Here is a 14,870-nt window from a genome sequence, read left to right on the forward strand (position 1 = left end):
AAAGTGGAGCCGCCGGGATGTGAGGGGGCCCGCCGTGCCGAGCCGCACGGCGGGCCCCACGTCGGCTACTGCCGCAAAGCGGCGGCGAGTCGGGCGTCCTCGCCCTGGTCGTCGTCTTCCGCCCAGCCGTCGCTGCGGTCCCGGTACAGGGTGAAGCGGTCGTACAGCACCGGCGTCGGGAGCGGGTTCGCGGCGGTGGCCGGGACCGAGTGGTAGTAGCTGACGGTGATGGTGGTGCGGCCGCCGGGCAGCAGGCCCGGGTCGACGTCGAACACCGCGACGCCGTACGGGTAGTGGGTGTCCGGGTCGGTGACCGCCGACCAGTGGGCCTTCTCCTTGGCGTCCGGGTCGGCCTTGTAGGTGAGGCGCTGGGTGCGGACGAAGCCCTCGCGGACGCCGTCGGCGCCGGCGGGGAGGTAGACGTCGTCGTGGCCGGCGGTGCCGCCGCCGCCGAGGATGAGGTGGACGGTGCCCTGCGAGGTGTCGATCTGCCGCAGGTCGTCGGCGACGACGGCCGGGGTGAGCAGGCCGCCGGGGGCGGTGCCGCGCACGGGGTGGGTGCGCTCGTAGTCGTGGTCGTGGCCGGCCAGCACGAGGTCGACGCAGTGGCGGTCGAGCAGCGGCAGCAGCTTCTCCCGGATGCCCATGTCGCCGCCGTGGCTGGCGGCCGAGGTGGACATCGCGAACTGGTGCAGGTAGACCACGATCCAGTCCACCGACCTGCCGCTCCGGGCCCGCGACAACAGCCGGTCCAGCCAGCGGAGTTGGGCGCCCTCGCTGTAGCCGCTGATGTAGATGGAATGCCCGGTGGCCGGGTCGATGCTGGCGTCGTCCTCGACCGCGATCTCGTTGCCGTCCAGGCTGACGAAGAGCACCGAACCGACCTGGAAGCCGTACCAGTTGCCGCAGTGGTCGCGGGTGCCGTTGTCCGGCAGCTCGAAGCGGGTGAGGTACGAGGCGTAGCCGAGGTCGCCGCCGCCGGCCTCGACCTCGTGGTTGCCGGGCGTGGGCATCCAGGGGCGACGGGCGGCCGAGGTGGCCATGTTGTTCATGAACGCGTTCCAGGCCTGCGGCTGGCGCTGCGGGTTGTTGTTGGCGTACGCGAGGTCGCCGTTGAGCAGGTGGAACAGCGGGTCGAACTGCTCGACCTGGCGGACGGCCGCCGCGCCGTGGATGGAGGACTTGCTGAACACGTTGTCGCCGGTGCCGAGGTCGCCGAAGCTGGTGAAGCGGAACGCGGCCCGCCCGCACGCCGGCGCCGTGCGGAAGGTGCCGCGCACCGGCGTGGCGCCGTCGTGCAGCACCTCGTAGACGTAGGTGGTGTCGGGCCGCAGGCCGTCCAGGCGGGCGTGGTGGGTGAAGGTCTCGACCTTGTTGAGGCCGTCGACGTAGCTGCGGCTGCGCGCGTCGACGGTGCGGCCCGCGCCGCCGCGCGGGGTGCCGATCCGGACCCGGGGGCGGCTCACCGAGGCCGCCGTCGCCCAGGAGACCGTCATCTCGCGGGAGGGTTCGTCGCCCCACTGGAGGTGGATCTGCTCCGGGCCGGGGGTGCCGGCGACCGCCGGCTGCGTCCACAGTGCGGTGGACGCGGCGAGCGTGCCCGCCGCCGCTCCTGCGCGCATGACCGTTCTACGGGAAGGACCTGCCACCACTGCCGCCTCCTGGGATCGGGGAATCGCCCAGGAGGCTCCCAGCCGAACCGCACGGCCGGATCACACCCGGCCGTGCGGACGGCGAACGGCAGCTGAACGGCGGATGGCCGGGGACCCTCGGTATACGACCTTCGGCGCCACGGCCGTCAGTGCGCGGCCGTCAGTGCGCGGCCTTCTCCCGGATCAGCCGCGCGGCGAACAGCCCGGAGGCCGCGGTGAGCACGGCCGCCGCCACGATGGTGGCGCTCAGGCCGAGCGCGTCGGCCAGCACCCCGGCGAGCAGGGCGCCCGCCGCGTAGCCGATGTCCCGCCAGAACCTGTAGGTACCGAGGGAGTTGGCCCGCCGGCTCGGGTGGGCGTGGTCGGAGACGGAGGCGATCAGCGCCGGGTAGACCATCGCGGTGCCGAGGCCGAGCAGCACCGCCGAGACGATGCCGGCCAGCAGCGGGCGGTCGAGCAGCACCAGGGCGAGGCCGAGGCCGGCGGCCTGCACCAGCATGCCGGTGACGATCAGCGGCTTGCGGCCGACCCGGTCGGCCAGGTGGCCGGTGGGGATCTGGCCGAAGCCCCACAGCAGCGGGTAGAGGCCCTTGATCAGGCCGATCGCGGCGAGGCCGAGCCCGTGGTCGGTGAACAGCAGTGGGAAGACGCCCCAGGTGAGGCCGTCGTTGAGGTTGTTGACGAGGCCCGCCTGGCTGGCGCCGCGCAGCGAGCGGTCCCGCCAGGAGGTGTCCGCGAAGGTCCGCCACAGGCTCGGCGACTCCCCCGCGGCGGGCTCGGGGTGCTGGGCGAGCTCCAGCGCGACGTGCGCCGCGGTGTCGCGGACGGCCAGGGAGAGCGCGAGGCCGGCGACGACGAACACCACGCCGATCAGCTCGGGCGTCGGCCGCAGCCCGTACGAGGTGGCGAGGTAGCCGGTGATCAGCGCGGTCGCGCCGAGCGAGGCGTAGCCGGCCGCCTCGTTGAGGCCGGTGGCGAGCCCACGGCGGGCCGGGCCGACCAGATCGATCTTCATATTGACGGTCATCGACCAGGTGAGGCCCTGGTTGATGCCGAGCAGCACGTTGGCGGCGACGATCCAGCCCCAGGACGGCGCCCAGGCCAGGACGAACGGGACCGGGATGCCCAGCAGCCAGCCCGCGACGAGCAGCTGCTTGCGGCGGAAGCGGGCGGTCAGCGCACCGGCCGCGAGGTTGGTCAGGGCCTTGGTGACGCCGAACGCGATGATGAACGAGAAGACGGCGAGGTCGCTGGCGAGGTGGAAGACCTCGGAGCCGATCAGCGGCACGGTGGTGCGCTCCAGGCCGACCAGCCCGCCGACGGTGGCGGTGACCACGACCAGCAGGGTGAACTGCAACCAGTTCTCGCGCAGGCCCAGCCTCACTGGCCGGGCCTCCTCCCGCGTGGGCGCCTCCGGGGTCGCTGTGCTCATCGGTCCTCCTGTGCTGACGGGGTGCGGCCTGCGCGCGGCTGCAGCGGCCGACGCCATCGACAATATTCCATGGATTTATGGATAATGGCCCTAGCGTACGATATTCCATGGAACCTTGGAGGAGGCGGTGACCACGATGGCCAAGACCGAAGCGAAGGCGCAGCTCTACGACGCGTTCGCGGCCAGCGGCAAGGCCCTGGCCAGCGGAAAGCGGCTGGAGCTGCTCGACCTGCTCGCCCAGGGCGAGCGCACCGTGGACGCGCTCGCCAAGGCGGCCGGACTGAACCTGACCACCGCCTCCGCCCACCTCCAGGCGCTCAAGCAGGCCGGCTTCGTCGCCACCCGCCGCGAGGGCGTGCGCATCCACTACCGCCTCTCCGGCCCGGACGTCGGCGAGCTGCTCGCCCTGCTGCGCAAGGTCGCCGAGCGCCACCAGGCCGCGGTGCCGGCCGCGCTGGACGCCTACCTCGGCGAGGACGGCGCGCGCGAGGTCGGCGCCGAGGAGCTGCGCGCCCGCGCCGAGGCCGGCGACCTGGTCGTGCTGGACGTTCGCCCCACGGAGGAGTTCCTGGCCGGGCACATCCCCGGCTCGCTCTCCATCCCGGTCGACGAGCTGGCCGACCGGCTGGACGAGCTGCCCGCGGACACCGAGGTCGTCGTCTACTGCCGCGGCGAGTACTGCGTGCTGGCGTACGACGCGGTCCGGCTGCTCACCGCCCGCGGGCGCCGGGCGGTGCGGCTCAACGACGGGATGCTGGAGTGGCGCCTGGCCGATCTGCCGGTGGCCTCGGGAGCCTCCGGGGCCTGAGTTCCCGGGCCCGGAGGGCTCGATCGTCCGCCCTCGTTCGCACCCTTCTTCGAACAACCTCGGGGGCCCGGCGGACGGCGAAGCTCACGACGAGGGTGACGGCCGATCGGCCGCGGGCCGCCGGGGTGGCACCGGGCCGCCGTGCGAGTGACCTGCCGGACGTGTCGGCGGCGAATCGCCCGACCCGGCGTGCATGGGTGGTTGTGCGCCGTCCACGGACGGTGCCAGCCCTGTCCCCGAGCTTGAGAGCCGCCCATGCCTCCCACCGGCCCCCATCTGCGCCGCATCGTCCCGACCGCGCTCTGCGCCCTGACCGTGGCCTTGGCCGCCGCCCCAGCGGCCCACGCCGCACCACCAGGCCGCGACGGCGGGTCCGACCCCGGAAAGGCGGACGGCGGCTCGTACGACTGGGACCGCGTGGCAGCCTGCGAGAGCAGCGGAAACTGGCGCATCAACACCGGCAACGGCTACTACGGCGGGCTCCAGTTCGACCAGCCCACCTGGCGCGAGAACGGCGGCCTCGGCTACGCCCCGCGCGCCGACCTGGCCAGCCGCGAGGAGCAGATCGCCGTCGCCGAGCAACTCGCCGACCGCCGCGGGCTGTCCCCCTGGCCCGTCTGCGGCGCCCACGCCGCCCGGGGCCACGACCGCGCGGCCGCCCCGCCGCCGAAGACGGCGGCCCCGGCCAAGTCCACCGCCCCGTCCACTGCCCCCTCCGCCTCCACCGCCGTCGACAACGACGACGACACCTGGACCGTCCGGCCGAACGACAACCTCGCCGACCTCGCCGAGCGCCTGCACATCGCCGGCGGCTGGCCCGAGCTCTACGAGCTCAACCGCGCGATCATCGGCAAGGACCCGAACTTCATCCTGCCCGGCCAGGTCCTCGACCTCCCGTCCTGACCCCCACCTGAAACACGGACGGCCCGTCCGCTCTCGATGAGACTCGACGAGAGCGGACGGGCCGTCGGTGCGGCCGGGCGGACGTCAGCCGACGTGCACCCGGGGCCGGCGCGAGCGGTCCGGCTCGGCCTCGCGCAGCACCTCGCGGGTGACCGGCGCGACCTCGCCCTGTCCGAACAGGAAGAACCGCAGGAACTGGGCGAAGGGGCTGCCCTCGGTCCACTCGAAGTAGAGGTGCGGCTGCTGCCCGGTACGGTCCCGGATGTTCAGCGCCAGCGCGGCGAGCGCGTTCGGGATGCTGGAGCTCTCCAGGGTGAGCACCCGGTAGCGGCCGTGCAGCACCTCGCCGCGCACGGTCAGCTCGGCCTCGAAGTCGGAGGCGTCGCGGACGGTCACCTCGACGAAGACCAGGTCGTCCTCGCCGGGGATGTCGTTGTCGGCGCGGATCTGGCGGATCTTGTCGCGGTACTCGGCGACGTCGCGGTGGCTCGGCTCGTTGGCGATCAGCCGCAGGGGGCGGTGGGCGTAGTCCCTGATGAAACGTTCCGCCACGTCATCCATCGCCACATTGGTGACGCGCAGCTCGAAGGCGCGGCGCAGCCGGGAGAGCAGCGAGACCAGGATGATGCCGGCGATGAAGCAGGCGCCGATCTTCAGGCCGTCCGGGCGCTCCAGCACGTTCAGCACGGTGGTGTAGAGGAAGATCGCCGCGATCACCGCGAAGGCGACGGTCCAGCCCCGCTCGCGCTTCTTGTGCGCGGCGATGGTCACCGCGATGGCGGCCGAGCTGATCAGCACCAGCACGCCGGTCGCGTACGCGCCGCCCTGGGCGTCCACGTTGGCGTCGAAGATCCAGGTGACCAGGAAGCCGATCATGGTCAGCACGATCACCATCGGCCGCACGGCCCGCGCCCAGTGCGGCGCCATGCCGTAGCGCGGCAGGTAGCGGGGCAGCAGGTTGAGCATGCCCGCCATCGCGGAGGCCCCGGCGAACCAGAGGATCGCGATGGTGGAGAGGTCGTACACGCTGCCGAAGGCGCCACCCAGGTACTCGTGCGCGATGTACGCCAGGGCGCGGCCGTTGGCCTCGCCGCCGGCCTTGAACTGGTCGGCCGGGATGAGCAGCGTGGTGATGAAGCTGGTGGCGATCAGGAAGCAGCTCATGATCACGGCGGCGGTGGTGAGCAGCTTGCGGGTGCCGCGGATCCGGCCGGCCGGGTCGGCCTCGGTGTCGGTCGGGTCGCCCTTGATGTGGGGCATCACCGCGACGCCGGTCTCGAAGCCGGACAGGCCGAGCGCCAGCTTGGGGAAGGTCACCAGAGCCACGCCGACCATCAGGATCGGGTTGCCGTGCTGGGCGGTCAGCGCGTCCGTCCAGTCGGTGACCACGTGCGGCGCCGAGATGATCTGCCAGAGGCCGACGACCACCACGACCACGTTCAGCGTCAGGTAGACGCCCACCAGGGCGACGGCCAGGCCGATCGCCTCACTGAAGCCCTTGAGGAAGACCGCGCCGAGCATGGCCACCAGGACCAGGGTGATCAGCACCTGCTTGCCGCCGAGGAAGCCGGTCAGGTGCGGGTTCTCCACCAGGTGCGCGCTCGCGTCGGCGGCGGACAGCGTGATGGTGATCAGGAAGTCCGTGGCGGCGAAGCCGAGCAGGGCGAGGACGAACAGCTTGCCCTTCCAGAACGACAGCAGCCGCTCCAGCATGGCGATCGAGCCCTCACCGCGCGGACTCTCCTGGGCCACCCGCCGGTAGACCGGCAGCGCGCCCAGCAGGGTGACCACCACCAGCACGATGGTGGCGATCGGCGACAGCACGCCCGCGGCGAGGGCGGCGATGCCCGGCTGGTAGCCGAGCGTCGAGAAGTAGTCCAGGCCGGTCAGGCACATCACCCGCCACCAGCGCTGGCCGGTGGGTCCGCCGTGCGCGGCCGGCTCCCCCGCCACCTCGCCCTCGGCCTCCGCGCCCTCGGACGGCGTCTGAGCGACGTTCTCCGAGGCGTCCCCCGCCGTGGACCGCTTCGCGGGCTTCGCCGCGGTCACGTCCTCCAGCAGCCAGCTGCGGAGGCGTATTCGTGCCGACGGCGCGTCCGCCTCCGCCGTCTCCGTCGAACCCGACGAAACCACCTTGCACCTCTTGTTTAAAGACCCCGTAAAAACGCCGTCGGGCGACGGCAGTGCGACAGGCTATGCGACGGGCGTTAAGAATCCGCTACCGGGCCGCGTTAAGAAAACGTCATTGCCGCGCAGGTCGGGGCGGGTGGCACGGCGCGGGGCCTCGGGTGCCGCCGGGCTCCGGGTGCGGCGGGACCCCGGGCCGGCGGTGCGGCCCGGGGTCCTTTCGCCGCCGAGATCCGGGGCTCCCTCCTCGGGGGGGGGGAGCCGGAGTTTGATCCACGGCTCCCCCGAACCGGACTTCGGAGCCGGGATCAGGCCTGGTAGCCGAGGACGGTCATCATGCCGGTCTCCGAGTGGTAGACGTTGTGGCAGTGCACCATCCACAGACCCGGGTTGTCGGCGTCGAAGTCGACGGCCAGGGTCGTGCCCGGCAGCACGATCGCGGTGTCCTTGCGCGGGCCGTCGCCGGGCAGCGCGAAGCTGTGTCCGTGCAGGTGGACGGGGTGCCACATGGCGGTGCTGTTGCGGAACTCCAGCCGCACCCGCTCGCCCGCCGCCACCGGGTGGCGCTGCGCCGGGTCGTACGTGCGGCCGTTGAACGCCCAATCCCCTTTCGCCATCCCGCCGGTGAGCTCCAGCTTCACCGTGCGGTCCGGCGCCTTGGCGGGCAGCCGCACGCCCGGGGCGGCCTTGAGCTGCCCGGCGGTGACCAGCTTGCCGTCCAACTCGGCCGGGCGGACGGCCGCGGCGGGCGCGGCGCCGCCGCCGGTGCGCAGCACGGCCAGCGCGGTGGCGTTCTTGCCCTCGGCCAGCGCGGTCAGCGGGAAGACGCCGTCCTTGGCGGTGACCAGCACGTCGTAGCGCTCGCCCATGCCCAGCAACAGCGCCTGGGTGGTGGCCGGTTCGACCGGGAAGCCGTCGGTGTGGGTGACGGTCAGCTCGTGGCCGCCGAGGGCGACCCGGTAGGCGGTGTCGCCGCCCGCGTTGATCAGCCGGATGCGGATCCGGTCGCCGGGCTTGGCGGTGAAGGTCTCGGGGGCGGCCGGGAGTTTGCCGTTGACCAGGTGGAACGGGTACGCGACGTCGCCGGCGTCACCACCCAGCAGCGGGCTCTGAGCGCCCATCAGCATCCGACTGGGGCCGACGGCGCTCGAACTTCCTTCCATCCCGGGCATCCCGGACATGTCGTGGCCGGAGTGTCCCGAGTGTCCCGAGTGGTCCATACCACCCATCCCGCCCATGCCCTGGGCGAGTTCGGCCAGGACGGCGTCCGGGGTGCTGCCGTCGATCCCGTCCAGCCAGTCGTCCAGGACGACGACCCACTCCTTGTCGTAGGCCAGCGGCTCCTTGGGGTCCTCGACGATCAGCGGGGCGTACAGGCTGCGGTCCTGCTGGACGCCGGAGTGCGGGTGGAACCAGTACGTGCCCGGGTGGCCGAGCGCGAAGCGGTAGTCGAAGGAGGCGCCGGGCTTGATGTCGGCCTGGGTCAGGCCCGGCACGCCGTCCATGTCGTTGCGCAGCGCCAGGCCGTGCCAGTGCAGCGAGGTGGGCTGCGGCAGGTGGTTGGCGAGGGTGACGGCGAGCGTGTCGCCGACGGTGGCGCGCACCTCCTGGCCGGGCAGGCGGTCGCCGTAGGCCCAGCTGCGGACGGTGCGGCCGCCGAGATCGAGGGTGGTCTCGGTGGCGGTGAGCGCGACCTTGCGCTCCGGGCCGGGGTTGCGCTTGGCCTCGGCGGCGGCGACCTCGGGGCCGTTCGGGGCGAGGTAGCCGGCCGGGTCGGCCGCGGCGCTCGCGGCGCCGTGGTTCATGGACGCGTGGTCCATGCCCTTCATGGAGCCTGAGGAGCAGGCGGTGAGCAGGCCGGTGCCGGCGGCGGCGAGTGCGGCGCCGAGGACGGTACGGCGGGTGGGTGTGCGCATGGCGGAGTGCACCTCGTGCGGTGTGTAGGTGTGCAGGACGGCGCGTCTGCAGTTCCGTGCGCGGGCGCTTCGGGGCGCACGCGGGCGCGGGACGGCGGGCGCGCGCCTACTGGCGCAGCACCGAGAGCCGGGTGAGGAGTATCCGCCCGCCCCCGGGCGGGGGCAGCGCGCGAACGGCCCGCAGCAGCCGGGCCCGCACGTCGGCGGCGGCGTCACCGCTGCGGCGCAGCAGCGGGCCGGTGAGGAGGAGCAGCAGGGTCCAGCCCGCCAGGACGGCGAGGCAGACCTCCATCGGGTCCATGCCGCCGGGGGCGGCGGGGTCGACGGCCGGGCCGTGGTGGTCGGCACCCATCGCATGCATCACGGCGACATGCGCCCCGGAGTGCCCGCTGTGTCCGCTGTGTCCGCCGCTCGGATGGCCGAGCGTGTGCATGGTCACGATGCCGAACAGCAACGCGGCGAGCAGCAGCAGGCGCAACGACCGCGCCATCCCCCGCCTCCCGTCCGCCTCGCGATCATGTACCCCCGCAGGGTATCCCGACCTTACGCCGCGGACCGCACCGGACGGCCGCACCGAACACCAGCACCGAACACCCGCGTCGGACGGCGGCAAGGTCTGGGTAATGATCCCGATGGCCCGGCCACGACCGGGCCACCACCGACCCCCGTGGAGGGAAGACCGATGCACTACCGCAGCCTCGGAGTTGACGGCCCGCCGGCCAGCGCGCTCTGTCTCGGCGCGATGACCTTCGGCACCACCGTCGACGAGGAGACCGCGACGGCGATCCTCGACCGCTTCACCGAAGCCGGCGGGACGTTCATCGACACCTCGAACAACTACGCCTTCTGGGCCCCCGGCGCCAACGGCCACGAGAGCGAGGAACTGCTCGGCCGCTGGCTCGCCCGTCGCGGCAACCGCGACGACCTGGTGCTCGCCACCAAGGCCGGCGCCCGCCCGGTGCCCGGACTCCCCTTCCCCGAGCACATCGAGGGACTCTCCGCGCCCGCCCTGCGCCGGGCGGCGGAGGGCAGCCTGCGCCGCCTCGGCACCGACCGTCTCGACCTCTACTACGCCCACATCACCGACCCGGCCACCCCGACCGACGAGACCATGGGCGCCTTCGCCGACCTCGTCACCGCCGGAAAGGTCGCCACCCTCGGCTGCAGCAACCACAGCGCCGCCGACCTCTCCTCGGCCAACGACCTTGCTGCCGACCGCGGTTGGCCCGGCTACCGGTGCATCCAGCAGCGCCACAGCTACCTGCGCCCCCGCCCCGACGCCGACTTCGGCATCCAACGCCACGCCGACGAGGCCCTGTTCTCCTATCTCGCCCCGCGCCCGTCGCTGACCCTGCTCGCCTACTCCCCGCTCCTCGGCGGCTCCTACACCCGCCCCGACCGACCGCTCCCCGAGCAGTACCAGTGGCCGGCCGCCGAGGCCCGACTGACCGCCCTCGCCGAGGTCGCCGAGGAAACCGGCGCCACCGTCAACCAGGTCGTCCTGGCCTGGCTGCTCGGCCACCCCGTCCCGACCGTCCCGATCATCGGCGCCAGCTCCGTCGCCCAACTCGACGAGAGCCTCGGCGCCCTGGACCTCACCCTCGACCAGCACCAACGCCACCGCCTGGACACCGCGGCCTGAGCGGTCCAGGACCGGCCCCGGCGGCCCCGGCGGCCCCGGAGAAACGTCACCCACGGGCCTCGAACGGTCGGGTCTCAACGTGAGGCAGGCCGCCATCCGGCAATAAGGGGCGAAGAGCCCGAAGAGGAGGAGCTCCGGCGGCGCGTCCGGGGTGGATTCGGAGCCGCCCACCACCGCGGCCTGCCGGGCGATCGCCGCCACCACCTCGTCCGCATCCGGTCCGGGAACGAGCGGGGCGAGGTGGTGGGCGACCCGGACGGCGGCTTCGCGCACCGGCTGCGCGTCCGCACCCCACGACCCCGCCGCGGGGGGTGAGCACGGGTGGAACTCGGGAACCCCCTGAGGTCAGTGCACGGCGACCGCTGCGCCCGATCGCTCGGTGGCGATCCTGACCGCGAAACCGGCCAGCGCGGTGCCCATCACGTAGCGGTGCAGGCGCTGCCAGAGCGGGTGCCGGCCGAAGAACCCGGCGACGGAGCCGGCCGTCACGATGAAGAACGCGTTTCCCGCGACCCCCACCGCGATCTGCGTCAGTCCCAACAGCAGCCCCTGGAGTGCGACATGGCCGCGCGACGGATCGACGAACTGCGGCAGCAGCGAGATGTACAGAATGGCGACCTTGGGGTTGAGCAGGCAGGTGAGGAGGCCCATCAGGAAGAGCTTGCGGGGCCTGTCCTGCTCCAACTCCTGGGCGGCGAAGGCGGATCGACCGCCGGGGCGGACAGCCTTCCAGGCCAGCCAGAGCAGGTAGCCCGCCCCGGCGAGCTTGACCGCCAGGTAGATCTCCGGCACCAGCGCGAAGACGGTGGCGATGCCGGCGGACACCGCGAAGAGGTACACCAGGAAGCCGAGGGCCACTCCGGCCAGCGAGGTCAGCCCCGCCCGGCGGCCCTGGGCGATCGAGCGGGAGACCAGGTAGATCATGTTCGGTCCCGGTGTGAGCACCATGCCGAGCTCCACCACCGCGATCCCCGCTATCGCTCCCAGCCCGATCACAGCACTACCTCCGTACGCACGTTCGCCTGCGCGCAACCTAGCAGCTCACGATCACCGCGGCTCAACCGTGACCGCCGGGACCGTCGTCGCCTCCCTGGCGCGCGGCGCCCTGGTCACACGCCGGATGCGCACGGCTCCCGGGCATGACAGTCGGTCGCCCGGGTTTGCGGATCGTGGAGGAGAAGCCGGCCGCGCCCGGCTTCCGGTTCTTCGTGCTGACGCTGCACCAGCCTGCCGACCACCGCCACCCCGAGCGGGGCGGCTTCGAGCAGCAGCTCACCCTTCTGCACCGCGGCACCGACCGCCCGACCGTGCTCTACACCAGCGGCTACGCCGTCTCCACCGACCAGTACCGCACGGAGCCCACCGAACTGCTGGACGGCAACCAGGTGACCACCGAACAGCGGTTCTTCGGCACCTCCCGCCCCGATCCCGCCGACTGGAACAACCTCGACATCCGGCAGGCCGCCGCCGACCACCACCACGTGATCGAGGCTCTGCGCGCGGTCTACCGCGCGCCGTGGATCTCCACCGGCGGCAGCAAGGGCGGCATGACCACCGTCTACCACCACCGGTTCTACCCGCGGGACGTGGCCGGATCAGTCGCCTACTCCGCGCCGAACAACGTCGACGACCGAGACGACACCGCCTACCTCGACTTCCTGCGCACGGCCGGCACCCCCGAGTGCCGCGCCGCCCTACAGGCCGCCCAGCGCGCCCTGCTGGAGCGCCGCACGGTCCTGGTCGCCCGCTACCAGGCGTGGGCGGACGCGAAGGGCGACGGCTTCGCTCTCGTCGGCAGCGCGGACAAGGCCTTCGAGATCGCCGTCCTGCGCGCGCCGTTCATGTTCTGGCAGGGGCACGGCCAGACGGCCTGCCCGGCGGTGCCCGCTCCGGACGCCTCCGACGACGCCCTCCACAACTGGCTCTCCGACGTCGCCCGACTACCGGTCTACGCCGACTCGGTGGCCTACCAGTTCGTCCCGTACTTCTACCAACTGGGCACCCAGTTGGGCTACTTCACGGTCGACACCGACCACCTGACCGACCTGATCCGCTACCCCGGCGCCACCGAACCGCGCACCTTCGTCCCCCGCGACATCCCGATGCGCTACCAGCCGCAGGCGATGCGCGACGTCGACCGCTGGGTGCGCACCCACGGCGAACACCTGATGTTCGTCAACGGCGCCGCCGACCCCTCCGTCGCCGAGCCCTTCCGCCTCGGGGCCGGCTCCCGGGATTCCTACCTCTACCAGGTGCCGGGCGGCACGCACTCGGTCCGCATCGCCCAACTCCCCGCCGCCGACGCCACCTCGGCCACCGCCACCCTGCGCCGCTGGGCGGGAATGTAGCGGTGAGCCGACGACCGGCTCGGCGCCGGCTCGCGCTGTCGGCGGGGCGTCGCCGTAGGACTCCAGCGAGCCGGTCAACAGGCCGGCGAGGTGCTCGCGGCCATGACACACTCCGACGTACGGACTCGCGCTCGCCGGCTCACCCCGACCGATCCCTGAGGATCGACCCCTAAGGGCGTAGACGCGTTCACCGGCGGGCATGGCAGGTCGTAGTACAACGACATCAGCCGTGAGAAGGTACCGAGCATGAGCGCCCTGAAATTCGTCCTCAATGTCATCTGGTTGGTTTTCTGCGGGATTTGGATGGCTCTCGCCTACGCGCTCGCCGGAATCATTTGCTGCGTACTTGTCGTTACCATCCCCTTTGGCATCGCGTCGTTCCGGATCGCCGGCTTCATACTGTGGCCCTTTGGACGGACCACCGTCGAGCGCCCGGACGCCGGGCCGGCGTCCTGTGTCGGGAACGTCATCTGGCTGATCTTCGCCGGGTGGTGGCTGGCGATCGGGCACCTGCTCACCAGCATTCCGCTGTTCCTGTCGATCATCGGCATCCCCTTCGGCTGGGCCAACCTGAAGATGATCCCGATCTCGCTGATGCCGCTCGGCCGCGAGGTCGTCTCCACCGACCAGGAGTGGGGCGCACGCTAGTCACGGACGCCGACGGCCGGCGAGGGCAGCTGCCCTCGCCGGCCGTCGGCGTTTCCGGGGGATTCAGGCGCGGCGGGTGAGGGCTCGGCGGGCGAAGTAGGCGGCGGCGCCGAGGGTGAGGACGGCGGCGCCGGAGAGGACGGAGGTGGCGGGGAGGGCGAGGGCGAGGGCGAGGCAGCCGGCGGTGCCGATGATCGGGACGGCGCGGGGCGGGCGGCCTTCGGCGGGGGTGAGGGTCCAGGCGGCGGCGTTGGCGATGGCGTAGTAGGCGAGGACGCCGAAGGAGGAGAAGCCGATCGCGCCGCGGACGTCGGCGAAGGCGGCGGCGAGGGCGACCACCGCGCCCACGGCCAGTTCGGCGCGGTGCGGGACGCCGAAACGGGGGTGGACGGCGGCCAGGAGGTGCGGGAGGTGGTGGTCGCGGGCCATCGCCAGGGTGGTGCGGGAGACCCCGAGGATCAGGGCGAGCAGCGAGCCGAGGGCGGCGACCGCCGCACCGGCCCGGACCACCGGGGCGAGCCCCGGCAGGCCGGCGGCCCGGACGGCGTCGGCCAGCGGCGCGGCGGTGTGGGCGAGGCGGTCGGGGCCGAGGACGGCCAGGACGGCGAGGGCGACGGCGGCGTAGACGACCAGGGTGATGCCGAGGGCGAGCGGGATGGCGCGGGGGATGGTGCGCCGCGGGTCGCGGACCTCCTCGCCGAGGGTGGCGATCCGGGCGTACCCGGCGAAGGCGAAGAACAGCAGGCCGGCGGCCTGGAGGACGCCGTGGAACCCGGCGTCGGCGCCGGTCGCCCAGCGGCCGGTGTCGGCTTCGCCGCTGGTCAGGCAGGTGGTGACCACGGCGGCGAGCACGGCCAGGACGACGGCGACGATCGCCCTGGTCAGCCAGGCGGCCTTCTGGACGCCGACGTAGTCGACGGCGGTCAGCGCCACCACGGCGGCGACCGCGACGGCGTGGGCGTGGGCGGGCCAGACGTAGGAGCCGACGGTGAGGGCCATGGCCGCGCAGGAGGCGGTCTTGCCGACGACGAAGCCCCAGCCGGCCAGGTACCCCCAGAACTCGCCGAGGCGCTCGCGGCCGTAGACGTAGGTGCCGCCGGACTGCGGGTAGCGGGCGGCCAGCCGGGCCGAGGAGGTCGCGTTGCAGTACGCCACCGCGCCGGCCAGCGCCAGCCCGATCAGCAGTCCGGACCCGGCGGCCCCCGCGGCGGGCGCGAGGGCGGCGAAGACCCCGGCGCCGATCATCGAGCCCAGGCCGATCACCACGGCGTCGAACACCCCCAGGTGCCGCCGCAGCTCTCCCGGCCCGGCCGCCGTCGGCGACGAACTCATGCGGTGTACCTCTCCCGTTCCGGCTGTGGTGTCGGCGCACCCTACCGGAGGGAGGGAAACGG

The 14,870-nt window shown here is 72.8% G+C and carries 12 protein-coding genes; 5 read left to right on the top strand and 7 right to left on the bottom strand.

The window, feature by feature from the left end; all coding sequences use genetic code 11:
• Positions 1–65: 65 nt before the first annotated feature.
• Together QWJ13_RS01485 and QWJ13_RS01490 are read right to left on the bottom strand one after the other, a co-directional pair.
• The gene (locus tag QWJ13_RS01485; protein WP_316519968.1) at positions 66–1,622 is read right to left on the bottom strand and encodes a purple acid phosphatase family protein; all 1,557 of its coding nucleotides are present in this window, start codon (positions 1,620–1,622) and stop codon (positions 66–68) included.
• Between the two features lie 190 nt (positions 1,623–1,812).
• Complete coding sequence (locus QWJ13_RS01490) at positions 1,813–3,084, bottom strand: MFS transporter (protein ID WP_316519970.1); 1,272 nt, start codon at positions 3,082–3,084, stop codon at positions 1,813–1,815.
• 136 nt (positions 3,085–3,220) lie between these two features.
• Between QWJ13_RS01490 and QWJ13_RS01495 the strand changes: the two genes are divergently transcribed.
• Entirely contained in the window at positions 3,221–3,892 is a 672-nt protein-coding gene (locus QWJ13_RS01495) for an ArsR/SmtB family transcription factor (RefSeq protein WP_316519972.1), read from the top strand.
• Positions 3,893–4,147: 255 nt separating this feature from the next.
• The gene (locus QWJ13_RS01500; protein WP_316519973.1) at positions 4,148–4,795 is read left to right on the top strand and encodes a transglycosylase family protein; all 648 of its coding nucleotides are present in this window, start codon (positions 4,148–4,150) and stop codon (positions 4,793–4,795) included.
• A gap of 84 nt (positions 4,796–4,879) precedes the next feature.
• Here the strand turns inward: QWJ13_RS01500 and QWJ13_RS01505 are convergent, their stop codons facing one another.
• From QWJ13_RS01505 to QWJ13_RS01515, 3 genes are all read right to left on the bottom strand, one after another.
• Positions 4,880–6,928 carry an APC family permease gene (locus QWJ13_RS01505; protein ID WP_432277407.1) on the bottom strand — a complete coding sequence of 683 codons (2,049 nt, stop codon included), beginning with the start codon at positions 6,926–6,928 and terminating at the stop codon, positions 4,880–4,882.
• A gap of 302 nt (positions 6,929–7,230) precedes the next feature.
• A complete protein-coding gene (locus QWJ13_RS01510; RefSeq protein WP_316519974.1) occupies positions 7,231–8,838 on the bottom strand; it encodes a multicopper oxidase family protein in 1,608 nt (535 codons plus the stop codon).
• 106 nt (positions 8,839–8,944) lie between these two features.
• Positions 8,945–9,328 (bottom strand): DUF6153 family protein, encoded by a 384-nt coding sequence (locus QWJ13_RS01515; protein WP_316519976.1) that lies wholly within the window; start codon positions 9,326–9,328, stop codon positions 8,945–8,947.
• A gap of 192 nt (positions 9,329–9,520) precedes the next feature.
• Between QWJ13_RS01515 and QWJ13_RS01520 the strand changes: the two genes are divergently transcribed.
• Positions 9,521–10,480, top strand: a complete 960-nt coding sequence (locus QWJ13_RS01520; protein ID WP_316519978.1) for an aldo/keto reductase — start codon at positions 9,521–9,523, stop codon at positions 10,478–10,480.
• Positions 10,481–10,825: 345 nt separating this feature from the next.
• Here QWJ13_RS01520 and QWJ13_RS01525 read toward each other — a convergent pair whose 3' ends face one another.
• Positions 10,826–11,476 (bottom strand): LysE family translocator, encoded by a 651-nt coding sequence (locus tag QWJ13_RS01525; protein ID WP_316519979.1) that lies wholly within the window; start codon positions 11,474–11,476, stop codon positions 10,826–10,828.
• 143 nt (positions 11,477–11,619) lie between these two features.
• Between QWJ13_RS01525 and QWJ13_RS01530 the strand changes: the two genes are divergently transcribed.
• Together QWJ13_RS01530 and QWJ13_RS01535 are read left to right on the top strand one after the other, a co-directional pair.
• Positions 11,620–12,828 (top strand): S28 family serine protease, encoded by a 1,209-nt coding sequence (locus QWJ13_RS01530; RefSeq protein WP_316519980.1) that lies wholly within the window; start codon positions 11,620–11,622, stop codon positions 12,826–12,828.
• Positions 12,829–13,074: 246 nt separating this feature from the next.
• Positions 13,075–13,476: a YccF domain-containing protein gene (locus QWJ13_RS01535; protein ID WP_316519981.1), complete on the top strand. Its 402-nt coding sequence runs from the start codon at positions 13,075–13,077 to the stop codon at positions 13,474–13,476.
• 63 nt (positions 13,477–13,539) lie between these two features.
• On the opposite strand, the gene QWJ13_RS01540 is transcribed toward QWJ13_RS01535, so the two are convergent.
• A complete protein-coding gene (locus tag QWJ13_RS01540) occupies positions 13,540–14,808 on the bottom strand; it encodes an APC family permease (RefSeq protein ID WP_316519982.1) in 1,269 nt (422 codons plus the stop codon).
• Positions 14,809–14,870: the final 62 nt, after the last annotated feature.

This window comes from Kitasatospora brasiliensis (assembly GCF_032654805.1).
In the GTDB taxonomy this organism is placed as follows: domain Bacteria; phylum Actinomycetota; class Actinomycetes; order Streptomycetales; family Streptomycetaceae; genus Kitasatospora; species Kitasatospora brasiliensis.